The sequence below is a fragment of the Ilumatobacteraceae bacterium genome (assembly GCA_033344875.1).
GTDB lineage: Bacteria > Actinomycetota > Acidimicrobiia > Acidimicrobiales > Ilumatobacteraceae > Ilumatobacter.
Genome location: JAWPMO010000001.1, coordinates 2,595,581 through 2,620,840 on the forward strand (window position 1 = coordinate 2,595,581; position 25,260 = coordinate 2,620,840).

Sequence of the window (25,260 nt, forward strand, 5' to 3'; positions counted from 1 at the left end):
CCTGATGATCAACTTCCGCCACCACCGGACCGCCCGCTCCCCACGGTGGGCGGTCGGCGCCGCCCCGCTGGCAGTGGCCATCACCCTGCTGCTGGCTGCGTGCGCAGGCAGCTCTTCCGACACCGATGCGACGGACTCGAGCCCCGCCACCACCGACGCGCCCCAGGCCACCGAGCCGCCTGAACCGGTCGAGGCGAGCACCTCGTCGCCGGTCGTCAGCGAGCCCGAGCCGGGCGAGGCGGAATCCGTCGAGGGTGTGGCGTGTGACTCCGATCCGGTCGTGATGACGACCGCAGGCGGAATCGACTACGTCCGTACCCCGGACTCCTGCTTCGCCGATCTTCCCGACTGGCCGTACGAGGCGCAGTACCTGGAGATCGACGGGCTCCGCCAGGGCTATGTCGACGAGGGGCCAGCCGACGGCGAGGTCGTGCTGCTGCTGCACGGCCAGCCGTCGTGGTCGTACCTGTACCGCGACATGATCCCGGTGCTCGCCGACGCCGGCTACCGCGTGATCGCCATGGACCATCTCGGCATGGGCCGCTCCGACAAGCCAATCGATATCGAGGCGTACAGCTACCTCGGCCACAACGACCGGCTCGAGGCGTTCATCGACGAACTGGCGTTGCGCGACATCAACGTGTTCGTGCAGGACTGGGGCAGTCTCATCGGGCTCAACGTGGCCGGCACCAACCCCGAGTTGTTCGCGACGATTGCGGTGGGCGACGGCACCCTGGTGCCGGTTCCTGCCGGTGTCGAGCTGTTCCCACCGGTCGAGGACCCGGACGAAGTGGCCGACATCGAATCGCCATTCGCCGCCGTCCCGGCCCAACAGGTCCCCTTCTACGACGGCTGCGAACTGCTGCTCGGGCCCGACGAGGGCTACTTCGGCGACTGGATGGCCTACGCCATGACGGCCGAGTCGTTCGAGGCTTCCGAAGTGGTCGAGGCCATGACCTGGTACGACGTCACCCCGGTCGAGGAGGCGGCCTACGACGCACCCTTCCCGAGCCGGGAGTACATGGCCGGACCACGGTCCTTCCCGTCGCTCGCCAACCAACTGGGTGGGAACACGGCCGAGGGGTGGGCAGGGCTCACCACCTATGAGAACCCCTTCCTCACACTGTGGGCCTCCAACGACCCGGGCCAGCTCGGCTCGTGCGAAGCACAGCAGCGGCTGATCGACAACGTCCCGGGCGCCGCAGGCCAGCCCCACGACCGCCTCGCCGAGGCCAGTCACTTCCTCCAGGACGACCAGGGCACCGAACTCGCCACGCGCCTCGTCGACTGGTACGCCACACTCGACCCAACCGGTGGCGAGACCGCCACCGGCGACGAGACCGCAGCCGGCGATGAGCGCGTTGGGTTCGAGCTCCTCGAGCGCATGGACGACGGCACGCTTCGTGCGTGGGTCTCGGCGAATCCGATGACCCTCGAGCAGTTCGAGGCCATCGAGCTCCGTGCGGGCTGGATCAAGAACCAGCCCCGGGAGTCATCGGTCGACGGCGGCGTGTTCGACGCCTCGCCCGGTGCCGACGAGGTCGTGTACGAGGAGCACTTCGGGTTCCGCTGGTTCCACTCCGCGACCGTCGTCGAGGTCGGCGTGCCGGTCGACGACGAGGGTCTGCTGGCGGGCTCGCTCGTCGAGAAGGTCCACCAGATCAGCTACGAGCCGGGCAGCACCGTGATCGCGCTGGTCTCCCCCGACGGCGAGACCTACGTGCGGATCGGACGCGACGCCGGGCGAGCGACCGACGAGGCGACGCTGCCGACCGGATGGGAGATCACCGAGATCGACGTGCCCGACGGCTACACCACGACGCTCCCCGTGCCGACCCTCGTCATCCGAACCGACAACCGAGACTCCTACCAGGGCCCGGTGAGCGGATTGTGAGGTGGTGGATCCCGCTGGTCGTCGGCGTGCTGGCGGCATCCTGCGGCGATGCCTCAGATACCACCGCCGACGACGTCGCCGTTCAGGAGGGGCCGGACGCGACAGCCGACGGTGTCGCCGATGTGGACCCGCCACCCTCGACGACCGAGTCCGCGGAGACCACCACGTCCACCACCGCGACACCGGCAACCACGGCGACACCGGCGACCATCACCTCCACGACTGCGGGCGCAGCAGCGAACGAGCCGAGCTTCGGACAGCTCGATGCCGCCCTCCTGCCGGAGCTGCTCCAGTCGGGATACGACGGTCCGTTCTTCATGATCAACCTGATCGAGTTCCGAGACCAGGCCATCTACGCCGACGGACGCGAAACCGACCTCACCGGCGAGGAGGCCAACAACATCTACGGACAGACCGGCGTCCGGGTGCTCATCGAAGGCGGCATGCGACCGGCCCTGCAGGGACGAGTGGTCACCGACCCGGCGGCCCCGGCCACCCCCACCTGGGACCAGGTGGCCATCGCGCGCTACCCGAGCTACCAGGAGTTCCTCGCAATGACCCAGAACCCGGCCTTCCAGGAAGGCGTCGAGCACAAGGATGCAGGCGTCGCAGCCACCATCGTCATGCCGTCGCTCCGACTCGGCGACGCCCCGGTGGGCGCCGAACTCCCGGCGGCGGACGCCCCGGTGGCGTTGTTCGAGCTCTTCTCCTACGACGGGACGGGCACTGCGGACCGACCCGAGCCGCTGACCGATTACCTCGACGGCCTCGCCACATCGGCGACCGCCGCCGGGGGTATCGCCCTCGGCTCCTACGACGTGCAGGGCACGATGATCGGCGACGGCCGGGAGTGGGACGAGGCCCACCTCTGGTGGTTCGCCGACCAGGCCGATCTCGACGCGCTCCTGACCGACCCTGACCTCGGCGACCTTGCCGCCGACCGCGACGACGCCCTCACCGATCACTACCGGCTCGTCCTCGACGGTGTGCAGGTCGAACCCCTCGGACGGGAACCCTGACGGAAGCGGATAGAGAGGCTCCTCTCTGTCAAGAGGTGGGTTCGGGGTGGGCATATGAGGACGTCTGTTGGCGTGTGCCGTCCGCGTGATCAGCTCGCACCTCGAGGCTGATTCTTCGTTGCGGCCACACCCCGAACCCGACGCCGAGGTTAGACCGGGGTCGGTCGTGGTTGCATCGGCTTGCCGTTCATCCGCAGTGTCGCTGGTGACCGATACGACGGTTCACCTTGTCGTGTCGATGGCCGGCGTGGCCAGGTGTCGTCTTGGGTTTGGTCGTGTTGTCGGTCGACTTGGAGTTGGCGCCACACGGCGTCGGTCACACGTCGTTTCAGACAGCGGAGTGCTTCGAGGCGGCTCTTGCCTTCGGCGATCTTGCGGCGGTAGTAGTCGCGGCCGGGGGTGTCGAATCTGATCTGGGTGACCGCAGCCATGTGGATGGCTCGGTTGAGTTGACGGTTCCCGGAACGTGACAGTCGATGCCGGTTCACATCACCGGATGACACTGCGATGGGGGCGGTCCCGCAGTAGCTCGCGAAGTGATCACGGGTGGCGAAACGGGAGACGTCTTCGACCTCACCGAGAATCAACGCAGCGTTGATCGGCCCGACCCCATACACCCGCGTCAACGTGGTGCCCGACGCCTTCACGGTGGCGTTGATGCGCTTGGTGATCTCATCGATCTTCAGATCCAGCCGGGCGATGTCGTCGATCAACTCCATCGCGAGCTCAACCCGCATCTGATCGGCGACGTTGTCGACCTCAAGTGCTGTGAGCAGGTCAAACGCATGCTCAGCTGATAGCGACAGTCGCGCCCCACCCGAGATCAGTTCGCGCAAGAACCTGTGCAGCCGGCACACCGCGGAGGTGCGTGACCGCACGAGTTCGGTGCGTCGATCCGACAACAGTTTCAACGCCACGTTCGGACCGTCAGGCTGCACCCGACGCAGATGCTTGGAGTGGATCGCAGCACGAGCGATCGCGACCGCGTCGGTGTGATCGGTCTTGGTGCCGTGCCCGGTCGAATACACCCTCACCCGAGTCGACAACTTCGCCGGCACATCGATCACCGTCTCACCCGCGGCGACAAGCCGTTGGGCGATGTTGCGGCCCATCCCATTCGCACCCTCGACCGCCCAGACCCGCTTCGGGAACTCGGCCACCGCCGCGAACATCGCGGCCAGGCCGTCGTCGTCATGGACAAATCGGCGTCTCGTTAACAACGTCTCGTCGCGTTCCAACACGACGATCGTGTTCGACACCTTGTGCGGATCGAGACCGATCACGACTTCGTTCAACATCACAGATTCCCTTCTCTCGTTGCAGGTTGTGCGACGGAGCAGGGCAACGCCTCTTTGAGCTGTGCAGACCTCTCTTCAGCCACGACCCCGTCTCGAGGTTCAGGCCGCAAGCCGAAAGCAGAGCCACGCCGCGCTACAACGCGTCGGGCAGCCGGAATACCGAGCGAACCATCCAGAACCCCGACCCAAAGGCTGGCCGAGCCCCCGGATCACCGTCAACTATGACAAGAGGCGCCTGTCCTGACGCCGGCTCGTCGAGCTTCGACCAGAGCGTTCGTTGCGACGATCGAGGCACCTCCCACCCGCGGGTTCGTGACCCGAAGGTCACCGTGTGGCGGGGGCAATATGTCGCTCCCCTCAGCAGCCGTCGACGCGAACCACCAGGTAGACGGTGTCAATCGCACCGAGGGCTCGCCTGGATCGGCTGCGATTCGCGTGGCGTCCGAGCGCTGTACAACAGCTCGTGTTGTACAGACGCACGAAAACGGCAAGAGGCCCTCGCCGAGATTCGACTCGGAAAGGGCCTCTGACCTGGTATTACGTTGGTGGCGGGGGCAGGATTTGAACCTGCGACCTTCGGGTTATGAGCCGTGGAAAGGCCATATCGACTGGTGTCGATTCGTGTCATTTTGTGCCATCTAGCTGGTGTTTCGCGAGACCGACGTGTCAGCTGGTGTTCGTTGATAGCAGCGTCAGCCGGGCCGTCCGTTAGAAGATCCGTTAGAAGAATCGGCGCTTGGGCCGCCCTGCTATCAGGCGGTCACAGATCACAAAGGGAACAATCGTTTCATAATTGAGCGATGCCGACTATGGTGTCGATCATGGACTTCGTTCATCCCGTGCAGGCGGTGATCCCGGGCGCTCAAGGCAGAGTGCTCGCCGTACTCGCCGAGGCGACGGCCGAGTTCAACCTCCGCACTCTGGCGCGCGTCGCTGGTATCAGCGTCGCCCAGGCATCCCGGGTGATGCCAGGACTCGTGGAGTTGGGCCTCGTCGCGCGACGCGAGGTTCCGCCGTCATCGCAGTTTCGACTGATCCGTGAGAATGTGGCCGCGCAGGCAATCGTCCAGCTCGCAAGGTCGAGAGACAGGGCGCTGACTCAGATCGCTGATTCAGCGACCGCGCTCGCGCCATCGCCGGTCAGCGTCATCGTGTTCGGATCGTTCGCGCGTGGTGAGGCTGACGAGCAAAGTGACCTCGATGTCATCGTCGTTAGACCTGACGAGATCGCCGACGACGACGATGCCTGGGCGGCAGCGATCGAGCAATGGCGCAACGAAGCTCGCGCGATCACCGGCAACGAGGTCGAGGTCCTGGAGATCGCTCGCGACCAGATGCCGGCCAGACTCGAGAGTGGATCGACCCTGTGGCGCGACGTGGTTCGCGACGGCGTCGTCATCCACGGCCTCGCGCTCGATGAACTGAATCCGGTGGCTCGTGTCTAAGCCGCTTCGAACCAAGCCGGTCGCGGCCGCACAGGTTCGGGCGTACGCCGGCAAGGCCGAGGAGTACGCCGACGCTGCCGCGAGCGAGATCGAGGCGGGTCGCTACATCGCTGCGACCAGCCTGGCCATCCACGCAGGGATCAACTCCGCCGATGCCGTGTGTGGTGCTCGACTCGGCAGACGGGCCGCCGGCGACGATCACAGTCAGGTACTCGCGTTGCTTCGGGAGGCCGGCCCCGACGGAGCGAGAGTCGAGAAGGAGCTTCGACGGTTGCTGCCATTGAAGACGAAGGCCGAGTACGAGCCTGATGATGTCGCCCCTGGCGTCGCCAAACAAGCGGTCGAACGCGCACAACGATGTGTGGCTGTCGCCCGATCGGTCGCAGCCAGTGCCTAGTGAGCGTCAAGCTTCGTTCGGGGTGTCCTGAACCGGCACGTAGGTGACACAGGTAGCTCCAACATGGCTGTTTGCGTCTCATCAGGATCCGTACTGGCCGCCACGGGGATGAACGGCTGGCCAGCATTTGCCGGGTGAGCCTCACCGAGTCCCAGCGGCCCACAGGTCACCGGACGGATCGCCAGCGAAACACCGAAACACGCCGCAAGTCCGATCGCCTAATCTATGTCGCTGGGTGCACGAAGCGCGACGAGGTGGCACAGAATGCCGGCGAATTCAGAAGCTCAACCGACAGAGGGTGATTCGACGGACGGCGACTTCTTCACGCGCTTTCGTGAGAAGAGTGAGTCGTTCATGCGCCGTGGTACATCCCGGCAATCCGATGTGGTGCCGTTCTCAACGTCAACCTGGCTTCGCATTGCCCGATTTACCGCAGTCGCAGCTGCGACGAATTCTCCGGGACCGATGATCGTTGTTGGTTTCGATGTCCTGCAGTCGTTGGCGGGGATTGAGGATGAGCAGGCCAGGCTTCTGGCGTCGATCGAAGAACAGGTCGAGATTCTCCGAACTGGTCCGTTCTTGGTTGGGCGCGACCTAGTCGAAGAGGCCGCTCGAAGCGAAGATCCCCAGCGTCAGAAGGAGTTGCTCGTGGACGCGCTGGAGCAACTCAGGCTCGCTCGGCGGCACACGAAAAGCGTCGCAGAACAAGGCGTCGTCGAGGCCCAACTCGGGTACGTTCAGTTCCTTCTCGACAATCGGTCGGAGGCGCGGTATTGGTGGACCGAAGCGCACAAGCACCTCAGCTCTGAAGTGGAGCGACTGATCGAGGAGGCCAGTGATATCAAGGTCTTCAAGTCAAGGCGCTCGGCGACAGCGGTTGTGTACTTCTACCCGGCCGGAATCTTTGTTATCGCCAAGAAGATTCGAAAGGTACAACGCGCGGAGCGCGCACGGCTCGCCCTGGCCGAACTCCAACCCGTGCTCACAGGGCTTTCCCAGTCGCTTCTAGCGGCCGATGGTGAGAGCCTAGGTTCGTACGAGATCACACAGGGTATTGCCCACTGGGAACTTCGGAAGGTCTATCCGGCCCTTCCCGCGCCATCGTGATACCGGTCGTCTGGTCCGAAGTTGCACGAACCAGGCGACCGTGGTCAGCACCTGCGGTTGGCGCTCAAGCAGCGCCAGATCCTCGAGGAGGAGTCCCCCAGCTGGCGCTGCGAGCGGACATCTTGGGCGCTGCCCTCGTACTGTCTCCTAGCGCCGGCTTTGCCGCCGACCGCCTTCGGACCGCCTTCGGACCACCTCCGACATAGCAATAATGGCGACGTGTCCACCGTCGTAGTGATACTGCTCGCGCTGCTCGTCGTGACGGTTGTCTTCGTCGCCGTCGTCCTGGCCCGAACTGGCCGGCCGGTCACGGACGCTGTCGGGCAACCGCCCGGCCCCGTCGGCGGCGCTGGAGCGGTCGTCGAGGAGGTGCCAGAGGTCGAACCCGTCGGCGTGATCGCCTTGACGACAGACCGTCCGAACGAGGTCTACCTCTTCGGGTCGGCCGCCGAACTCGAAGAATTCGGACCCAGCCTTGCTACTGCACCGCGCCAGCTCGCTCGCTACGCGACCGGTTTGCGAGTCGGGCTCGATGCAGCAGAGTCTTTCGCCGAGCTCTCTGGTCGGCTGGTGCTCGTGGACAATAAGACGGCTGCAGCCCTCCGCGCCGGGCGAATGATGAAGAGCAAGTCGGGCGAGGTTTTGGCCAAAGTGCTCCGGGAGGACGGCAAGATCTCAAGCGTGACGAGGTTGAAGGACATCGGCAGCCTTGCCACCACCGCAGCCTCGCTGACCAACGTGCTTTCCGCGATGGCGATGCAGGCGCAGCTCGACAGAATCGAGCGCCAACTCACCAAGATCTCCGACGGCATCGACAGAGCGAACCGTGAGCTGCTCCTTCAGTGGCATGCCGAGGCCCTCGGTGCGCAGGACGTTCTGCGTGAGGTCTACACCACGGCGACTCGCGCCGGTGAGCTCACACCCGCAAACTGGTCGCAAATCGCCACCATCGGTCACGTCGCGCGCAAGCAACTCCGCGGTGACCGCCGCCGCCTGGTAGATGCTGTCACCGAATTGGAACGAGCGGTCGCGGCCAAGAACGTTAAGACGAGGCTCAACGACATTGAATCCAGGGTGTACGCAGTGACCAGCGCTCACGCCGCGCTCAGCGAGTCGACCCGAACGTGGGCCCAGTTCTCGGCACTGCGGCTTTGGCACTTCACGGTCACCGACGACAAGACACTCGAGGCATATCGCGACGAGCTGCACACCTTCATCGAGTCATCTCGCAACGAGATCGAGCCGCTACGGGAGCGCGCGTCGGCAGCGTGCAGCCAACTTGGTGAGCACCGCTGGACCGCCAAGGTCCGGCACCCTCGCGTCGTGCGGCGTCTTCCCGGGGCGACGGACGAAGGACTGGCAATCCTGGATCGCGTCAACTGGCAACCTCTCGAACTCCAACAGCCGTCCATCGAGATCGCGATCGCCCCGACGCCGGTGGCCGCGGCCAGCGTGGTGGTCGAGAACGCCGAAGGGTCGCCGTCGAGACTTCGGACGACGTCGAGTAGCAAGATGTGTGGACCGGTGGACCCTCGACGCTCAGGCCGCTAGTCGGTGCCGGCTGTCCCAGAACGCCGGCTCATGGCGTTCACCGCTCAGAGCACCTGCCGCGACGTGATTCGAGCCGACCAGTGAGCGCTCGGCTGCGTCTCCGCGCGAGTGAGTCCGGCGGGCCACAATAGGCGTGTGCCTCGCGACGACTTCTCTGCAGGCGTGAAGGAGCAGCTCGCCAAGCGAGTGGGCTACCGGTGTTCAGCACCATTCTGTCGTGCGCCGACGGTAGGACCGTCTGACTCGCGTCGAACCGGAACCTCAAACGTGGGTGTCGCTGCCCACATCACCGGTGCGGCGGAGGGGTCGGCGCGGTGGAACGCCACGCTCACCAGGCCGCAGCGGCGGTCGCTCGACAACGGGATCTGGCTCTGCCAGACGCACGGCAAATTGGTGGACGACGACGAGGTGCGATTCTGCAAGGAGTTGCTGCACGCTTGGCGCGGCAGGGCTGAGGATCTGGCGCGAATGCAGCTGGGAGCGCCGACATTCGGCAATCACGGTCTACTCATACACAGCCGGGCGCTCTCAGACCCAGCTGCACTCCATAGTGAGATTGATGAGTTCCTGTTGGACGTCGGAGCTAGGGAGGTATGGGGCGTGGATCTGACGGACTCGGTCCGTCTCGCACTCTTCGAGGTCGCTCAGAATGACCTTGAGCACGGCGGAGCTACCGGACTTAGCTTCTCATCGACCGAGGGCGCAGTGACAGTTCGATCAAACGCTCCACCGTTCGGAGTCCAAGATCTCATCACCAGCGCCGTTGGACGCGGCGGGCGCGCCGCTGTCGAGGCTCTGCTTCGCGTGGCCGAGGGCCTCGTGGACCTTGTGTACCGCCACGACGGCAGCTCGGAGTGGTCTGTGATCACGGTTGACGGCTTCGACGGAGACCGGCCGTGCTGTATCTCGATGGATCGGAATTGGACTGCGGACGCTCTCGACGAGCTCGAGCTCGCTATTGCGGGCTGTGAACAGATTCACGTGTATGCCCCTCGGTTATTCGCATTCAGCGACGCGCGTCGGGTCGCGGCGCCCCTCGAACCCTTGTTGGACGGACGCCAAGTTGTTGTGCACGGGATTCGAGACAGTGGGCTTCGCGACTGGGTATCGACCATATGGCCCGATGCCTACTTTCGCTGACTGCTGCGCAGCCGACGCGCGCCGAACTGCCCTTCAGCGCCCTGCCCCTAGTGACTTCAGAGACGCCCACGGAGTGCACTGTGGAGAGTCGCGCATCGGGAAGTACGGTCCCGGGCGAATGAGCACTGTCCCAGAACGCCGGTCCTGGCACGTGGCGCCCGACGACCCGTGCTAGACGATGGAGATGCTCCGACGGAGATCTGCACGCGGCTCGGATAGAGGACAGGGCTCCGAGCCGCCACCACACGGAGTGTGTTGGTTCGAACCGCACAGGCGTCCACCAGCCAAACAGGACCATTCCGGGGTTAGCTAGTATTCTGGGCCATGGAAGTCAAAGGACATGGTGGCTCGATTGTCGTGTTCGACGGGCGCTCCGTCTTGATCAAACGCAAGGGTGCGCTAAGCCGAATGACCGTCGGCAAGGGTGAGAAGCAGATCCCGCTTAGCTCTGTCACTGCGGTCCAGTGGAAGCCCGCCGGACGTGCGGTGAATGGCTACATCCAGTTCACGATTGCTGGTGGCAACGAGTCCCGCAGCTCATTTGGCACACAGACCTTCGACGCAGCAGGCGATGAGAACTCGGTGCTCTTCACACGGAAGCAGATGCTCGAGTTCGAGAAGCTGCGCGCAGCGATCGAGGCTGCACGAGACCAACCCACGCCCGAGACATCGCGCCCGGCGGCTCCCCCTCCACTTCGCATCCCCGATCCGCCCGCCGCCCCGCCTGCCCCGACGGTCGCTGAGCGAATGGCCCAACTAACGCAACTGCGGGATCAGGGCTTGGTAACACCTGAGGAGTTCGAGGCGAAACGAGCCGCAATCATTGAGTCTCTCTGAGATACCGCACCTGCAACCGGCAGAGCCGGGTCGGACTCGCAAGCCAACAGCCGTTCCTTGTTCTCAGCCGAGGACTCTCGCACCACGGCCTCCTCTGACGGCGGATGCGAGCAGGACAGCACCCGGGGCCTCGCCCGAATATGAGGTCGTCACGGAGGGGTCTTTCTGATGACTGGTACGGATCGAGGCTCGGTGGGGCAGGCAATTCGGTCGGCTAGCCGCTGTACCGCTGTCCCTGAAGTGCCGGCCTGTGACAGGGCAACTTGTCTAACTCGCCGCGAGCACGTCGGCGACGACGACTGAACGGGTGACGGAGTCGTCAGCTACCTGCCCGGTAGTGGGATGTCGGGCGGCCGCGGTCCATCCGCTGTCTGCCTCATTCGGGACCACTGGTCGAGGATCCTCCGCGATGCGGCGAAACGGTCTGGTAGCTCCGGTTCTGCCGGCACGGACGGATCGGCGTCTTCGCCTGGTCGCTCCCCCGAGGGCGGCGCCTCGGAAATCTGGGGTTGGAGTCCTAGCGCAGGTTCATCGCCGAAACCATGAGTGCTTGCATCTCCGCTCAGTTCGGCTTGGCGGGCGAGGGCGGGGCGGTCGATCCAGTCGGTTGCGATCGATTGGGTGATGACGTCGAGGGCGGTGATTTCGCCGCTCGTCGCGACGAAGGCTTCGTTCGACTTTCTGCCTCTCGTCATGGGGACGTACAGATTCCTCACGTCGGTCGGGCTGTCGAGGTACAGGATGCCGGCGTCGACGGTTCGGCCTTGGGCACCTGCGCCAGTTCGCGCGTAGGCGAGATCGACGTGTTCGGTCACGTACTCGTACGGCAGGCGGGCGGTTCCGTTTCGTCCCTCCACGGTGATCGAGCGATCGCGGTGGACTGCGACAACCGTCCACTCGGCGCGGTTGCGGACCATCTCGCCTCGGTCTGTGAGTAGACGTCGATCGTTCTGTCGAGTCGCCACCTCGTCACCGACGAAGATCGCGTTCGTCCCGACGCTGACGCCGCGACTTGTCGCGTCGATCTCGCGGGCGAGGATTCGGCGGCGTTGGCAGAGTTGGTTGAGGTGGTCGACGATCTCGTTGGTCGGCGTCATCAGTAGCGGGGTCTGGCCGGCTTGGCGTTCGTCCCACCAGCGGTCGACGGCCATCTGTCGCATCCGTTGCGGTGAGCCGCCGTGGAGTCGCCCGTGCTTGTCGTACAGGTCGGCGACGTCGACGTCTGATCGGCGCAGCCGCAGGCTTGCGTCGCGTTCCCATTCGTTGTCGAATCGGTGGACTCGTTCGAGTTCGACGGCGCCGCACGATTCGATCAGCAGCTCGAACATGCCGCCTCGACCGACCGCCGAGAATTGCAACGGGTCGCCGACCAACGCAACGCGCCAGTGGCGACGGTCCGCCAGTCGGGCCAGCTCGTCGAGCTTGGGTGTGGGAACCATGCCGGCCTCGTCGACGATCAACGTCGTTCCTGCTGGTAGGTCGTAGCGGTGATCGGGTGGCCGGTCGAGTCGATGCTCGATCAAAAGCTTGTCGATCGTGTCGGCCGCGACTCCGGTCTCGTGTTCGAGTACCTCGGCGGCCACCGCCGAAGGAGCGATCCCGAACACCGGACGACCCGCTCGCCTCAATGCCGAAACCGCTGGCCGCAGCGCCGTTGTCTTGCCGGTGCCGGCCGGGCCGACGATCAACACGAGATCGTCGCGTCCGGCGACCCGACCGGCGGCCTCGGCCTGCGCCACATTGAGGTCGATGTCGGACTCGTCGACGAGACCGACCCGGCCGATGTCATTGTTAGATCGCGTCGCGGCCCAGGCGAGCAGGTCGTGCTCTTGGTCGAGGATCGCTTGGGTCGTGAAGGCGCGGTCGACGGCTGACTCGCTGACCGGGCGACCGTCCTTGCGAAGCAACGAGCCCGGAGCGACAGGCTTCGAGATATCAACACATCGGGTGTCGACGATCTGCACCGCGACCCTGTCCAGATCACTCACGAGCTGGCCGGCCGGGACCGCGAGATCCGTCGGCAGCGCAGCCGTCAACTCGCGATGAACCTCGGTCGGCCGCCAGCTCGACTGTCGGTCGGTGAGCGCGGCGATCGAGAGCTCACAGACGTCGCGAACCTCCTCCGGGTCCAGTCGCGATCGTCCATTCAGTTGGTCGATGGCGCCGTCGACGATGTCGTCGGGCGAGTAGCCGAGTTCGCACGCCGAAGCGAACCACTCGTCGTGGAGCGACTCCGCATCGATAGCAACACCCTTGCCCGGGCGGCTGTCGAGTACCGCTTCGCGTTCGAGCTTCCACCGTTCCCGAGGCGTCGGGTCGCGGTCCATGTTCGCGACGAAACGTTCGAGCTTCTCGTCGGTCCGCTGACGAATGCTCGCCGTCCGGCTCGAGAACTGCTCGAGGACAATGTCGTTCATGTCGCCGATCTCGGCGATGCCGTTCTCCGGGCCGTGCCAACGCACGCCGAGCCTGGCCGTGAGTTCCGATCGAAGTGCGGCGTGGTACAGCGCCGACAGCGTCCGTTGATCGCGCTTGATCAGACGAGCGTCGAGCGCGAGCCATCGCCCGTCGGGTGACTTCACTCGATTCGGGATCACGACGTGTGTGTGGAGCTGTGGGTCGAGCGCTCGGCTCGTGTGCTGCCGGAACGCAGCGACCACGATCCCCTCGGCATCGACGACCGCCACCTCGCCACCGATCCGGTAGCGGGTGTGCGCGTGGCTTTCGATCCACCCGGCGAGCGCGGCGACGGAGCTGTCGTGCGCGTCGATCGCCTCGTAGCGAACCCGATCGTCACCGAGTGCGAACAGCACGGACACCGACTTCGGCGCCGAGCACGTCACGTCGAACCCGCGCACCGAGCTGTCGCCGTAGCTGCGCCCAAGATCTCGGCCCGGATCGTTCGGGTCGAGACCGGCCATCAGATCGAGGAACGCCTCGTCGCCGACCTCACCGCGCAGCCCGAGCATCGACGCGCCACGCCCGAGCCACACTCCACTCGGCTCGCTGGAGTCGAGGTAGTAGTTCGGAAGTCGGTCGACGTAGTAGCCGCCCGCGTCAATCCCCTTGAGCGTCGTCACTCGCACCGTCATCGCGACCGCCTCCGGCTCAGATCGACTGTGCACTCGTCTGTACTGGTTGGGCAGTTCGGGTTCGACGTTGGGTGATTGTGCATGGGTGCTCCTACTCGAAGAGGGGAAGAACGTTCTGCGGTCGCGGCGTGCGGCGCGCAGTGGTCGCTCGCTCGGCGAGGACCGGCGGTCGGAGAGGCCGTGGCGTCTCGTTCGTCGGCGCGGCGGTCGGGATCGGCCACGTGATCGGGCCGCCGAGCTTCAGCTCGAGGAGGACACGAGGGACTCGCATCAACTTGCCGAAGCGTTCGCACGGCAGATCGCCGTCGCCGGCGGCGAGGTACTGACGCGCCAGCCGATAGGCGACGGTGCGCCCGATCCGGAGCACAGCCGCGGCTTCCTCGACGGTGAGGAAGTCGGGTGGTGCCGGGAGTGGCTCGTGGTGCATGCAGCTGTCTCGCTCGTGATGACGAGCCCGCGAATTGAGCGCGTCATCTCACTGAAAGCACCGCCCTCGGGCTCGCCGTTACGGAAATTCGACGCGGTTGACAGCAGGCGTATGCTCGCTGCATGCCGCTGGCGATCTCGCCCGCGAGCGCTCGGTTCGTCGTCGGTCGAGATGACCGCCGGAGCGCTTCGGCTCGCTGTCAGCCGATGACAGCCCGGAGGGTGCACGACGTGACAGCAACCGTCACCAAGCGACAGGAGCCGAGCCGATGAGGGGTCACATCGCGAAGAAGGGCAACCGCTACTACGCCGTTGTGTACGAGGGGTTCGACCCGACGAACGGCAAGGAACGACACCGCTGGTACGCCGCCGGCGAGACTCGCAAGGGCGCCGAGAAGGTGTTGAACGAGATCGTCAAGCGGATGCACGACGGCGACTACCGATCGCCGGAACGCGTCACCCTCGGCGACTACCTCGCCGAACGATGGTTGCCGACGAAGAAGGCACAACTCCGGCCGTCGACGTTCGCGTCGTACCGCAACAACGTCGACATCCACATCAACCCGCGGATCGGCCACATCCTCCTGCAGAAGCTCCAACCCGAAGATCTCGACACCTTCTACGCCCAACTGCTCTTCGACGGGCGACGCAACGGCAAGGGCGGCGGCCTCGCGCCGAAGACCGTGCGGATCATCCACGGCATCATCCGCAAGGCGCTCGCCGACGCCCACCGCAAGGGCACGGTCACCCGCAACGTCGCCGACCTGGCTGACCCCCCGAAGGTGCGAGTCGGTGGATCCCGAGAGATGACGATCTGGTCAGCCGACGAGCTGCGCGAGTTCCTCGCCGGCATCGAGGGCACCGAGTGGTTCGTGCCGATCTATCTATCCGCCAACACCGGCATGCGACGCGGCGAGGTGCTCGGTCTGCCGTGGCGCAACGTCGACCTCGACGCTGCTCGCCTCGTCGTTGACCAGCAGATCCTGTCGGTCGAGTACGGCACGAGCGTCGCCGACGTGAAGACGATGAACAGTCGCCGCACGATCGACCTGGACCGGCGGACGGTCGCCGTGCTGCGATCGTGGTGCCGTCAGCAACTCGAGCAGCAGATGAGCACCGGCCGCCGCGACGAGGACGGTTTCGTGTTCACGCGCCCCGACGGCGAGCCGATCCACCCCGACTTCTTCTCGCAGTCGTGGAAACGGCTGGTACGCGAGAGCGGCGTACGGCGAATCCGCCTCCACGACCTCCGCCACACCCACGCCTCGATCCTGTTGAAGGCCAACGTCCCCGTGAAAGTCGTCAGCGAACGCCTCGGCCACAGCAGCCCAGCGTTCACGATGACCGTCTACCAACACGTCCTCCCCGGCATGCAAGCCGACGCCGCAGCCGCCTTCGGCAATGCGGTGTTTGGCGACTAGCTGTGCATGACGGGGACGTTGTCCTTGAGCGTGTCGATTGGTGTTGACCATCCGAGTGCGCCGTGTGCTCGGTGGTGATTGTAGAAGTGCACGAAGTGGTCGTACTCGACTGAGCGTTCGTCGTCGCTGTGCCAGTCGCGGATGTAGGCCCATTCCTCGAGCAGGATTCGGTGAAAGCGTTCGATCTTGCCGTTGGTCTGGGGTCGGAACGGTCGTGTCCGTTTCGGGGTGATCCCGGCAGCGAGCAGCGTGTCTCGCCACAGGTGACTCTTGTAGCAGGACCCGTTGTCGGTCAGCACTCGTTCGACGGTGATGCCGTGAGCGTTGAACCAGGTGTTCGCTCGGTGCCAGAAGGCGACGGCGGTGACGGCTTGTTCGTTGGCGTGGATCTCGGAGTAGACGAGGCGGGTGCGGTCATCGAGCGCCGAGTGCAGGAACCTGTAACCGGTAGTTGACCGTTTCGCCGTGGGGGCGTTGCCTTTGCCGTGGATTCGCCAACCGCCACCGTCGGGGATGCCAGCGAGTTTCTTGACGTCGACGTGGACCAGCTCACCGGGCCGATCGCGCTGATAGCGCACGACCGAGTCCTTGGTGGCACGATCACCGGAGTCGAGCCGGCCAAGACCCTCGGCGATGAGGATCTTCTGCACCGTGGAACTGGCCCGACCAACCTCGAACCCGATGTGGGCAGCACCCCACCGATGCTGTTGACGCAGCTCGATGATCCGCCGCCGACAATCATCAGGTGTTGCGCTCGGAGAACGGTGCGGCCGCGACGAACGATCCAACAAACCCGACGACCCTTCGGCGACGAACCGGTCCCGCCACTTCCGAACTGTCTTCGCGTCGACCTGGAACCGTTCCGCAGTGGCTTCGATCGTCCAGCCCCGATCGATCACACAGGCAATCATCTTGCGGCGACCGAGCGGTGTCAGTGACGCGTTCGGGTGTTGGGTTCTAGCGTGTCCCATCGAGCTCTCCTTGCGAGTGGTGTGCGTTGTCGAAGACACACAGCCTCGCTCGGAGGGCTCACCTATTCAGCGGACCAACAATCCCATCCCGCCAGGGACAACGTTCCCGGTCATCACAACTAGCTCACGCCGCCGGGCTGAGCTCCTCAGCGACGGAAGTGAAGTGATGGATGAAGCCCGCGCGCCGGTACTGCGTCGGATTGCCGCCCCGTCCCGCTCGGGCGCGCTCCGCAAGAAAGCCGCATCCTTCGCAGTGGTTCGCGCCACGCCACACATCCAACTCGACGAGTTCCGCTGACAGCCTCGCGTAGTCGTCAGACGCTGCCTTCTTTCGACTGAACCCTCGCTTGACCAACCACGTAGTGGTGTCGGTGTATCGCAGATTGGCCGACCCTGGGTAGGGCGTTTCATCTTGGTCGCCTGCCATGAGGATTCCGTAGTCGCCGAATCTCACTTGGTCGCTGCCACTGCGACCGGCGTCGACCTGGAGCCAAACCATCCGCTCGGCACGAGGGAATACAGCAAGATCGTTGTAGCCCATCACCTTCGATAGCTCGGCAGGAAATGAGCCAGCGACAAGCGAGACCGAGTGCCAGGACGTCAACGGGGCAAGGCGCTCAATGCATCCAAGTGCGGTGCTCGACGTCATGAACGTGCTGTTGGCGTCAACATGCTGGAGGTCCAGGACCAGGTCGACAGAGGACTTGGGAAGATCCAACTCTCGAAGCAGGACCGCAGCACCATCGTTGCCAGCGAACAGGTCCTGGTCTCGTAGGCGTATGGCCGCCCTTCCGCCAAAATGGCGAACCCACCTGGCCGCAGCCTGGCGGTATTCAGCGCTGCGCTGCCTGCTCGTGACCACGACAACGCGCAATCCGGCGTCTGCGCACCGCTGCATCGCATAGTCGAGCGGATGAGTTCTTAAATCGAAGACCCGAGGGTCCAGCTGCCGACCATCGATCATCACTTCCTCATCGGAACCCCAACAACCGAGAATGCCGTCTGCCGGATCCGTCAGACGTTTGGTGAGTATCGACTCCGGCGTCCACGTCGGTCGGGCGTTGTCGGGCCGACGTGGATTCCTTAGGTCCACGAGGGGCAGCATCAGAGTACGGCACTGAGCGGGCAGGCTAGCCAGGGCGTGAAGTTCCGCCTGCTTGTCCCCGATGATCGGTATGTACTTTAGATCCGACACGTTCACCTCTTTAGCTATTCAGCTTCTCGCGACCTTCGGCAGCCACAAGCCTCATCTTGAGCACTGCGTCGCGCACAACGGGGTGAAGACTCTTGGCGGCGAACTCGCTGATTGTGGCATCCACGGCTCGAGCGCTGCATCCACGGACAGCGTCCGCTGCGGCTGCCGCCTGGTCGGGTTCTCTAATGCGCTGCAGAACCTCGACCGCGACGCTATTTACGTGCCATCGGTTGTGTGCGTAGCCCATCTCTACAAGCGCTCCGACCGAGGTACCGAGAATTCCTGCATCATTGGTGACCAGTACAACGCGATCGAAGAAGTTGGCGACTTGGTCACAGAAGCCGAAAGGGAGCTGTGCGTCCCGGATATAGGCGCCGTATCGATCGACTACCCGCACCAAGCCCTCTCTGTCCATGTTCCACAATTGCTCAAGAGCTCCGTGCGACATTGTGGCGATGGCTCCGCGCAAAGCAGCGACCACCTCGCGCCCATCATCGACGCTCACGAGGTCCACAAGTTCCGCTAGTGCAGATGGGGCAGGCACCTCAAGGGCAAGCGCTTCTTCAAGACCGGCTGCGCGATCCTCCGGCGAGAGCCACTTGCCGGGCGAGGACACTGCTCTTTCGACAGCGACCACGAACTCATCGACGGACGCGTACCGATCTTCTATTCGCTGACGCGTCGCCTTTGCGATCACATGCCTGAATAGGCCATCGGGTGGGTCGACTTCGATTGGGACCTCTCCTGTGACCAGATTCTGCAGCAGCTTGCCCAGGCTGTAGATATCGGCCGGAGCAGTGGCGCACTTCGCACCGCGCCATGACTCAGGGGCGGCGAAGAAGTAGGTGCCGACGCCCTGAAGCGTCGATGTGAGGGCGGTCGACTTTCTCTCGGCCTCTCGCGCTAGACCAAAGTCTGAGATCGCCCACGTGTCAGTTCCGACTCTGAGCACGTTCGCAGGCTTCAGGTCGCGGTGGAAGATGCCGCGGTCGTGCGCGTATTTGACGCCAGCACAGACTTGACGTAGCACGTGGACGATCCGTTCGTCGTTCCCGACGAACCGATCGGTCTCCTCGTCCAAGCTTCCCTGTGCTAACGGCATGGCGTACCACAGCCGACCAAGTTCATCCTCTCCGTCGTCCAAGATCGACACGACGTTGGGATGAGAACAGTCAGCGATAAGCCTGAGTTCCCTCATGAATCGACGGCGGACCTCCACGTCCTCGAGCTCCCGGAGAAGCTTGATCGCGACAACCCCATGGGGTTCCGCCTCCTGGCGCTTCAGGTCGACGGCCCGGTAGACGTCCGCGAATCCGCCGTCGCCGATTGGCTCTTTGTCCAGCAGGTACCGGTCGGAAAAAAGCTGCCGTCGGGTTGCGGGCCTACCGGCGCTTCGCCTCAGCCCCGACCCGCTCCACAATGCGACCTGATCAAGGTCCCAGATCGCGCCGGCCGCGATCTCGCCGACCGGATCAGGAAACCCTGGTTGGTCTCGAACCTGCGAAAGGCGCTGTCGAGAGATCCCGAGTTCTAGAGCAACCTCGGTGGCTCCGCCTAGGCGCATTCTAATCGCCTCCAAATCATTGACATGACGTCAACATATTCGAAACGTTGACGAGGTGTCAAGGTTTTTATCGCCTAGAGCCTCCAGCAATCTTGGAGGGCAGCACACGGTTCTTCTAACGGTCCGTTAGAAGATCCGTTAGAAGTCTGGCTCCACAACGAGGAAAGCCCTGGTGGATCTTGCGATCTACCAGGGCTTTCATGGTGGCGGGGGCAGGATTTGAACCTGCGACCTTCGGGTTATGAGCCCGACGAGCTACCGGACTGCTCCACCCCGCGATGGAGGTCTACAAATATACGCCCGTCGATCGCCGAACACAACCGCCGACCACCCGGTCGTTCAGGCCGCCAGGCGGTAGCCGGACGAGGCGGTGTGGCCGCCCATGAACCCGTCCTCGTGGTACTGGCGCACGCCGGGGTCGCCCTCGGCAGCGCCGGCTGCCACGAGCAGTGGGACGAAGTGGTCTTCACGCGGATGACACTCCCGCGCGCTCGGCGCCGATGCCCAGTGGAGCAGCCGTTCGCTGCGCTCGGCACCGCTGTACTCGACCATCGTCTCGGTCAGCCAGTCGTCGAACCGGATCGACGGCTCGCTCGAACCCAGGCCGAACTTCGACAGGTCGTGAAAGGTCGGCAGACCGCTCCCGACGATCAGCACGCCCTCGTCGCGCAGCGGGGCGAGAGCCCGGCCGGCCGCGAGATGGGCCGCCGGGTCGTAGCCGTGCTGCATCGACAGCTGGAACACTGGCACGTCGGCGTCGGGATACATCACGTACAGGGGCGCGAACACGCCGTGATCGAACCCGCGACGATCGTCACGAGCGACCGGCAGCCCGGCGGCCGCTAGGAGTTCGACCGTCCGCTCGGCGAGGTCGGGCGAGCCCGGTGCCGGATACTCGATGCGGTACGTGAAGTCGGGGAAGCCGCCGTAGTCGTACAGCATCGGCGGCTTCGCCGAGGTCTGCACGGTGAACGCCGACTCCTCCCAGTGCCCGCTGACGACGAGCACCGCCCTGGGCGTCTCACCCACCTCGGACGGGATCGCCCGCAGCGACCGTTCGAGCGGCGCCCAGTCGACGGGCATCAGATCCTTGATCCACGGCCATGGGCCGCCGCCGTGGGAGATCGCGTAGACGGGAAGTCGAGACATCCGACGACCCGATCAGAACGACTCGGGGCCGAAGCGCCCGATGGCGACGACGACGGCGAGCACGCCGAGCACGATCGACGGCACGGTCTCGGCGAGCGTGTCGCCGCGCCGCACGTGCACGACGGCGGCGACGGCCATCACGACGGCCAGGCCGGCGGCGGCGATCGGCACGAGCACCGGGGCGATGTCGACCAGTGCCGGGAGCACGACCCCGATACCACCGAGGACCTCGACCGCCCCGATGCCCTTGAGTTGGGCGTCGGAGAAGTCGGCGGCCCACGCCATCTTGGCGGCGAGCTGCTCACGCGGGGTGGTGAGCTTCATCAGGCCGGCAGCGATGAACGCGAAGGCCAGGACGGCGGCGATGATCCAGAGGACGATGTTCATGAGGGGTTCCTTTCGAACAGTCCGATGCCGTCGACGTGACGTGCACCGCTGTTGACTTGAGTGTTCAAGTCGGAAGACTATGACTTGAAAGTTCAACTCACAACTAGGCTGGCGTCGTGATCGACGACACGACGAGCAATCTTCCGGACCATCTCGACGACACGCCCTGGCTCAGCCCCGACGAGCTGCGGGCGTGGATCACGCTCGCCGCATTCCTCGAGTCGGTGCCCACCTCGGTCGAGGCCCAGCTCAAACGCGACGCCGGCATGAACCGGTTCGAGTACTCGATCCTGGCGATGCTGTCCGAGGAGCCCGGCCACACCCTGGCGATGAGCGATCTCGCCCAGGTCGCCTTCGGGTCGTTGTCGCGACTGTCGCACGCGGTGTCCCGGCTGGAGCAGCGCGGCCTGGTGACCCGATGCGCCGGCGCGGCCGGGCGCCGCCACAACGTGGTGAGGCTCACCGACGACGGACTGGCCGCCCTCGAATCGGCCGCGCCCCGTCACGCCGCCGAGGTCCGTCGCCTGGTGATCGACCCGCTCGACGACGCCGAACTCGCCATGTTGCCCCGGCTGCTGTCGAAGATGATCGCCGCCGCCGCCCCCGACCGCGCCGACGAACTCCGCACCCTGATCGAGAACGTCGTCGACCGCAATCACCCGACCTGACCAGCGCCGGGCCTGACCGGTCGGCGACGCGGGACCGTCAGGCGTTGATCTCGTCGCGCTGGGCCATCAGCGATTCGAGCGGGGTCAGGTCGAAGGGGCTGCCGACCATCACGATCACGTGGGTCGCACCGACCTCGACGTAGCGGCCGATGTCGGCCACGTCGTCCGGGCCGATGGCGACCGTCCGCTCGATCTCGGCCGGGTCGCGCCCCTCGCGCTCGCACCATTCGTCGAGCACCGCGGACTTGTGGGCGAAGTTCTCGGGCGGCCCGAACGTGTTCCACGCGTTGGCGTACTTGGCCACCAGCCGCAGCGTCACCTTCTCGCCGCCACCACCGATCAGCAGCGGCAGGTCGCCGACGGGCGCCGGGTTCAGCGCGGCGAGGCGGCCCTTCATCCGCGGCAGGTCGTCACCGAGCTGACGCAACCGGCCGGGAGCGGTGCCGAACTCGTAGCCGTACTCGTCGTAGTCGCGCTCGAACCAGCCGGCACCGACGCCGAGGTACATGCGCCCACCGCTGACGTGATCGAGCGTGCGGGCCATGTCGGCCAGCAGCTCGGGGTTGCGGTAGTTGTTGCCGCTCACGAGCATGCCGAGTTTGGCGCGGCTCGTGTCGGCCGCCATCACCGACAGCAGCGTCCACCCCTCGAAGTGTTCGGCGTCGGGTTCGCCGTACAGCGGGAAGAAGTGGTCCCACGTCCAGATCGAATCGGCACCCATCTCGTCGACCGCGCGCCACACCCGACGCAGCTCGTCGACCGTCGTCGCCTGCGGATGGAGTTGGATGCCGACCTGCACCGGGCGGTTCGTGTTCGCGCTCATGTTTGAGCACGGTACCGGCGAGGAACCACCCTCCAGTTCCCCATGGCGAGCGCGCCGAACGATCCGATGTTCGGCCCGACGATCGATGCATGTGACCGATGCATGTGACCGATGTCTCGCAGGGATAGATGCGTAGCCATGGAAATCATTTCCTAAGCTAACGACCTGTGACCACCACTTCGCCCGACCGCTCCACCACCGCCGGACCCCCCGCGGCGGTGCTGGAGCGAGACGTCGACCTGGGGTCGGTCGACGACATCGACCGACTGCGACTCGTCATCCTCCGACTCACCCGACGGATCCGCACACACGCCAGCACCGGCATCACGCCGTCGCAGATGGCCGTGCTCGCCACGATCATCCGTCACGAACGGGCGACCGTCGGCCAGATCGCCGAGATCGAGCACGTCCAGCCCCCATCGGTCAGCAAGATCGTCGCCACGCTGGAGAAGATCGGATACGTCGAGCGCAGCGTCGACCCCGACGACCGTCGGTGCGCTCCGCTCGTCGCCACACCCGCCGGTCTCGCCTACGCCGACTCGGTCCGCGCCGCCGGACGCACCTGGCTCGCCGACCAGCTCGGCGGACTCGATGTCATCGATGTCGCAGCCATCGAGCAGGCACTCCCCGCGCTCGAACGTCTGCTCGGGGCCCGTTCGTGAACGCCCGCGTCGAAGCGCTCGGACGCCGCACCTTCGCCTCGCTCCGATTTCGTAACTACCGGCTGTACTTCTTCAGCCAGATCATCTCGTTCAGTGGCACCTGGATGCAGTCGATCGCACTCAGCTGGCTCGTCCTCGAACTCACCGGCAGCGGCACCGCACTCGGCACCGTGCTCGCCATGCAGTTCCTGCCGACGCTCCTGCTCGCGCCGATCGGCGGGGTACTCGCCGACCGCTTCGAGAAGCGCCGACTGATCATCGGCACCCAGACCGCCGCCGGCCTCCTCGCGCTGGCGCTCGGCGCGATCACGCTCACGGACGTTGTCGAACTCTGGATGGTCTATGCGCTCGCCGCCGGGTTCGGCATGGTCACCGCACTCGACAACCCGAGCCGTCAGACCTTCGTGATGGAGATGGTCGGCCCCGAAGACGTCAGCAACGCGATCACGCTCAACAGCGTCGTCGTCAACGCCGCCCGCGTGGTCGGTCCGGCGGTCGCCGGAGTCGTCATCGCCACGGCGGGCGTCGGCGAGTGCTTCGTGTTCAACGGTGCCAGCTACGCCGCCGTCGTCATCGCCATGCTGCTGATCCGCTCCGACCAACTCCACCCCTCGCAGCGCACCAAGCGAGCACCCCGCCAGGTGCGCGACGGCTTCCGCTACGTGTGGTCGGAACCGACCCTGCGCACCACGATCGTCATGCTCATCCTGATCGGCACGCTGACCTTCGAGTTCTCGATCACGTTGCCGATGCTGGCCGAGTTCACGTTCGGCGCCGGGCCGACCGGGCTCGCGATCATGACGTCCGCGATGGGCGCCGGCGCCGTGATCGGCGGGCTCGCCGTGGCCGCCGCCGGCCCACCCACGCCACAACGGCTGATCGCCGTCGCCGCCTCGTTCGGCCTGGCCGTCGCCACGATCGCGGTGATGCCGGTCATCGAGCTCGTGTACGTCACACTCCCGCTCGTCGGTGTCACCAGCGTCAGCATGATCGCCTGGTCCAACGCCACGCTGCAGCTCCACTCCGACCCGCAGATGCGGGGCCGCGTCATGGCGCTGTTCTCGATGGCGCTGATGGGCTCGACCCCGATCGGCGGGCCGATCGTCGGGTGGGTCGGCGACCACGCCAACCCGCGGGTCGCGCTGCTGCTCGGTGCCGCCAGCGCGATCAGTGCGGCCGGGTTCGGCTACATCAGCCTGATCCGAGCCGGTCGCATCGCCACACCGGAGCCACTCAGCTCCGTACTCGAACCCGCCCGTTGATCAGCTCCCCACCCGCACCGACACGACGTCGCGGATCGACTCGGCGAGCACCTCGCCGACCTGGACGGCGATCTCGATGAACTGTGCCGCAGCAGGGGCGAGTGTTCGTTCGGAGCGCCACGCGACCGTGATCCGACGATCCGGGATCACGGGCGTCAGCGGATGGATCGACAGCCGCGGATCTTCCGTCTCGACGCACAGCAGCGGCAGGACGGCCACGCCCATGCCGGCTCGGACCATCGCCGCCACCGTGCCGTTGTCGTTGGAGCGGAACACGTACGACGGCACCAGCCCGGCCGCCCGCAGCCCGGCTTCGTTGTACAACTGACACGAGTTCTCGTGCTGGCCGATCATGGGTTCGAGGGCCAGGTCCGCTATCGCGACCGGGCCGGGCGGGAACTGCCCCGGTCGTGAGATCAGCACGAACGGGTCGGTGATGACGTGGGACGTCTCGACGTCGACACCGCCGTCGCCGACCATGAAGGTCACGTCGAGCTCACCCGACTCGACCCGGCCCTCGAGATCCTGGTCGTGGTCGCTCTCGAACACCGACAGTTCGAGGTCGGGGTAGCGCTCGCGCAAGCGTCCGACCACCAGCGGCAGGATCGTGGCCGAGGCGCTCTGGAACGTGCCGATCGAGAGGGTCCCGACCTCACCGCTGCGGAACCGAGCGAGTTCGTCGCTCATCACGTCGAGCTGGGTCAGGATCCGACGGCCACGTTCGAGCAGTTCGCGGCCGAGCGGCGTCAGCTCGACGGGCCGCGGCCCGCCGGGACGGTCGAACACCGCAGCGCCGAGCACCCGCTCGAGTGCGGCGATCTGCTGACTGATCGCGGACTGGGTGTAGCCGAGCTGCTCGGCCGCCCGGCCGAACGTGCCGGTCGTCGCCACCGCGTCGAGGGCCTCGAGGTGCCGGATCTCGACGTCGCGGAGGGATACCATAATCATCAGA

At 65.3% G+C, this 25,260-nt stretch carries 22 protein-coding genes and 1 tRNA gene; 12 read left to right on the plus strand and 11 right to left on the minus strand.

What is annotated here, in order from left to right:
- Positions 1-4 precede the first annotated feature (4 nt).
- Together R8G01_12230 and R8G01_12235 are read left to right on the plus strand one after the other, a co-directional pair.
- Complete coding sequence (locus R8G01_12230; protein MDW3214762.1) at positions 5-1,894, plus strand: haloalkane dehalogenase; 1,890 nt, start codon at positions 5-7, stop codon at positions 1,892-1,894.
- The gene (locus R8G01_12235) at positions 1,891-2,913 is read left to right on the plus strand and encodes a hypothetical protein (GenBank protein ID MDW3214763.1); all 1,023 of its coding nucleotides are present in this window, start codon (positions 1,891-1,893) and stop codon (positions 2,911-2,913) included. The genes R8G01_12230 and R8G01_12235 overlap by 4 nt, the downstream gene beginning before the upstream one ends.
- A gap of 149 nt (positions 2,914-3,062) precedes the next feature.
- Here the strand turns inward: R8G01_12235 and R8G01_12240 are convergent, their stop codons facing one another.
- The gene (locus R8G01_12240) at positions 3,063-4,211 is read right to left on the minus strand and encodes an IS110 family transposase (GenBank protein MDW3214764.1); all 1,149 of its coding nucleotides are present in this window, start codon (positions 4,209-4,211) and stop codon (positions 3,063-3,065) included.
- A gap of 821 nt (positions 4,212-5,032) precedes the next feature.
- Between R8G01_12240 and R8G01_12245 the strand changes: the two genes are divergently transcribed.
- The 6 genes from R8G01_12245 (at position 5,033) to R8G01_12270 (ending at position 10,688) form a co-directional block, all read left to right on the plus strand.
- Positions 5,033-5,656: a nucleotidyltransferase domain-containing protein gene (locus R8G01_12245; protein MDW3214765.1), complete on the plus strand. Its 624-nt coding sequence runs from the start codon at positions 5,033-5,035 to the stop codon at positions 5,654-5,656.
- Positions 5,649-6,053 carry a HEPN domain-containing protein gene (locus tag R8G01_12250; GenBank protein ID MDW3214766.1) on the plus strand — a complete coding sequence of 135 codons (405 nt, stop codon included), beginning with the start codon at positions 5,649-5,651 and terminating at the stop codon, positions 6,051-6,053. The genes R8G01_12245 and R8G01_12250 overlap by 8 nt, the downstream gene beginning before the upstream one ends.
- Positions 6,054-6,317: 264 nt before the next feature.
- A complete protein-coding gene (locus R8G01_12255; protein ID MDW3214767.1) occupies positions 6,318-7,160 on the plus strand; it encodes a hypothetical protein in 843 nt (280 codons plus the stop codon).
- Between the two features lie 219 nt (positions 7,161-7,379).
- Positions 7,380-8,711 carry a hypothetical protein gene (locus R8G01_12260; GenBank protein MDW3214768.1) on the plus strand — a complete coding sequence of 444 codons (1,332 nt, stop codon included), beginning with the start codon at positions 7,380-7,382 and terminating at the stop codon, positions 8,709-8,711.
- A gap of 267 nt (positions 8,712-8,978) precedes the next feature.
- A complete protein-coding gene (locus R8G01_12265) occupies positions 8,979-9,851 on the plus strand; it encodes a hypothetical protein (GenBank protein MDW3214769.1) in 873 nt (290 codons plus the stop codon).
- A 324-nt stretch (positions 9,852-10,175) separates the two neighbouring features.
- Entirely contained in the window at positions 10,176-10,688 is a 513-nt protein-coding gene (locus tag R8G01_12270) for a DUF4429 domain-containing protein (GenBank protein MDW3214770.1), read from the plus strand.
- A 323-nt stretch (positions 10,689-11,011) separates the two neighbouring features.
- Here R8G01_12270 and mobF read toward each other — a convergent pair whose 3' ends face one another.
- Both mobF and R8G01_12280 read right to left on the minus strand, forming a co-directional pair.
- Positions 11,012-13,780: a MobF family relaxase gene (gene mobF, locus R8G01_12275; GenBank protein MDW3214771.1), complete on the minus strand. Its 2,769-nt coding sequence runs from the start codon at positions 13,778-13,780 to the stop codon at positions 11,012-11,014.
- Between the two features lie 91 nt (positions 13,781-13,871).
- Positions 13,872-14,207, minus strand: coding sequence for a helix-turn-helix domain-containing protein (locus R8G01_12280; protein MDW3214772.1), 336 nt, complete (start codon positions 14,205-14,207; stop codon positions 13,872-13,874).
- Positions 14,208-14,475: 268 nt separating this feature from the next.
- Here R8G01_12280 and R8G01_12285 point away from each other — a divergent pair, with 268 nt between their 5' ends.
- Positions 14,476-15,627 (plus strand): tyrosine-type recombinase/integrase, encoded by a 1,152-nt coding sequence (locus tag R8G01_12285; protein MDW3214773.1) that lies wholly within the window; start codon positions 14,476-14,478, stop codon positions 15,625-15,627.
- Here R8G01_12285 and R8G01_12290 read toward each other — a convergent pair.
- The 6 genes from R8G01_12290 to R8G01_12315 all read right to left on the minus strand — a co-directional run bounded on the left by R8G01_12290 (position 15,624) and on the right by R8G01_12315 (position 20,893).
- Positions 15,624-16,598 (minus strand): IS481 family transposase, encoded by a 975-nt coding sequence (locus R8G01_12290; protein MDW3214774.1) that lies wholly within the window; start codon positions 16,596-16,598, stop codon positions 15,624-15,626. The genes R8G01_12285 and R8G01_12290 overlap by 4 nt on opposite strands.
- Positions 16,599-16,722: 124 nt before the next feature.
- Entirely contained in the window at positions 16,723-17,793 is a 1,071-nt protein-coding gene (locus tag R8G01_12295) for a hypothetical protein (protein ID MDW3214775.1), read from the minus strand.
- 10 nt (positions 17,794-17,803) lie between these two features.
- Positions 17,804-19,357: a serine/threonine-protein kinase gene (locus R8G01_12300; GenBank protein MDW3214776.1), complete on the minus strand. Its 1,554-nt coding sequence runs from the start codon at positions 19,355-19,357 to the stop codon at positions 17,804-17,806.
- Between the two features lie 201 nt (positions 19,358-19,558).
- Positions 19,559-19,635, minus strand: a tRNA-Met gene (locus R8G01_12305).
- A 61-nt stretch (positions 19,636-19,696) separates the two neighbouring features.
- Positions 19,697-20,506, minus strand: a complete 810-nt coding sequence (locus R8G01_12310; GenBank protein MDW3214777.1) for a class III extradiol ring-cleavage dioxygenase — start codon at positions 20,504-20,506, stop codon at positions 19,697-19,699.
- Between the two features lie 12 nt (positions 20,507-20,518).
- Entirely contained in the window at positions 20,519-20,893 is a 375-nt protein-coding gene (locus tag R8G01_12315) for a DoxX family protein (protein ID MDW3214778.1), read from the minus strand.
- Between the two features lie 116 nt (positions 20,894-21,009).
- On the opposite strand from R8G01_12315, the gene R8G01_12320 reads away from it, so the two are divergent.
- Positions 21,010-21,561: a MarR family winged helix-turn-helix transcriptional regulator gene (locus R8G01_12320; protein ID MDW3214779.1), complete on the plus strand. Its 552-nt coding sequence runs from the start codon at positions 21,010-21,012 to the stop codon at positions 21,559-21,561.
- 37 nt (positions 21,562-21,598) lie between these two features.
- On the opposite strand, the gene R8G01_12325 is transcribed toward R8G01_12320, so the two are convergent.
- Positions 21,599-22,384: an LLM class F420-dependent oxidoreductase gene (locus R8G01_12325; protein ID MDW3214780.1), complete on the minus strand. Its 786-nt coding sequence runs from the start codon at positions 22,382-22,384 to the stop codon at positions 21,599-21,601.
- Positions 22,385-22,551: 167 nt separating this feature from the next.
- Between R8G01_12325 and R8G01_12330 the strand changes: the two genes are divergently transcribed.
- Together R8G01_12330 and R8G01_12335 are read left to right on the plus strand one after the other, a co-directional pair.
- Positions 22,552-23,046, plus strand: a complete 495-nt coding sequence (locus R8G01_12330) for a MarR family transcriptional regulator (protein ID MDW3214781.1) — start codon at positions 22,552-22,554, stop codon at positions 23,044-23,046.
- Entirely contained in the window at positions 23,043-24,308 is a 1,266-nt protein-coding gene (locus R8G01_12335; protein ID MDW3214782.1) for an MFS transporter, read from the plus strand. The genes R8G01_12330 and R8G01_12335 overlap by 4 nt, the downstream gene beginning before the upstream one ends.
- Here the strand turns inward: R8G01_12335 and R8G01_12340 are convergent, their stop codons facing one another.
- Positions 24,309-25,250: a LysR family transcriptional regulator gene (locus tag R8G01_12340; protein MDW3214783.1), complete on the minus strand. Its 942-nt coding sequence runs from the start codon at positions 25,248-25,250 to the stop codon at positions 24,309-24,311.
- Between the last annotated feature and the right edge of the window lie 10 nt (positions 25,251-25,260).

Bases quoted from the DNA above. Each gene is read 5' to 3' on its own strand.
- R8G01_12325 (MDW3214780.1), bottom strand. From the start codon at position 22,384: ATGAGCGCGAACACGAACCGCCCGGTGCAGGTCGGCATCCAACTCCAT.
- R8G01_12280 (MDW3214772.1), bottom strand. From the start codon at position 14,207: ATGCACCACGAGCCACTCCCGGCACCACCCGACTTCCTCACCGTCGAG.
- mobF (MDW3214771.1), bottom strand. From the start codon at position 13,780: ATGACGGTGCGAGTGACGACGCTCAAGGGGATTGACGCGGGCGGCTAC.
- R8G01_12255 (MDW3214767.1), top strand. From the start codon at position 6,318: ATGCCGGCGAATTCAGAAGCTCAACCGACAGAGGGTGATTCGACGGAC.
- R8G01_12285 (MDW3214773.1), top strand. From the start codon at position 14,476: ATGAGGGGTCACATCGCGAAGAAGGGCAACCGCTACTACGCCGTTGTG.
- R8G01_12340 (MDW3214783.1), bottom strand. From the start codon at position 25,250: ATGGTATCCCTCCGCGACGTCGAGATCCGGCACCTCGAGGCCCTCGAC.
- R8G01_12290 (MDW3214774.1), bottom strand. From the start codon at position 16,598: ATGGGACACGCTAGAACCCAACACCCGAACGCGTCACTGACACCGCTC.
- R8G01_12315 (MDW3214778.1), bottom strand. From the start codon at position 20,893: ATGAACATCGTCCTCTGGATCATCGCCGCCGTCCTGGCCTTCGCGTTC.
- R8G01_12300 (MDW3214776.1), bottom strand. From the start codon at position 19,357: ATGCGCCTAGGCGGAGCCACCGAGGTTGCTCTAGAACTCGGGATCTCT.
- R8G01_12245 (MDW3214765.1), top strand. From the start codon at position 5,033: ATGGACTTCGTTCATCCCGTGCAGGCGGTGATCCCGGGCGCTCAAGGC.
- R8G01_12230 (MDW3214762.1), top strand. From the start codon at position 5: ATGATCAACTTCCGCCACCACCGGACCGCCCGCTCCCCACGGTGGGCG.
- R8G01_12270 (MDW3214770.1), top strand. From the start codon at position 10,176: ATGGAAGTCAAAGGACATGGTGGCTCGATTGTCGTGTTCGACGGGCGC.
- R8G01_12240 (MDW3214764.1), bottom strand. From the start codon at position 4,211: ATGTTGAACGAAGTCGTGATCGGTCTCGATCCGCACAAGGTGTCGAAC.
- R8G01_12310 (MDW3214777.1), bottom strand. From the start codon at position 20,506: ATGTCTCGACTTCCCGTCTACGCGATCTCCCACGGCGGCGGCCCATGG.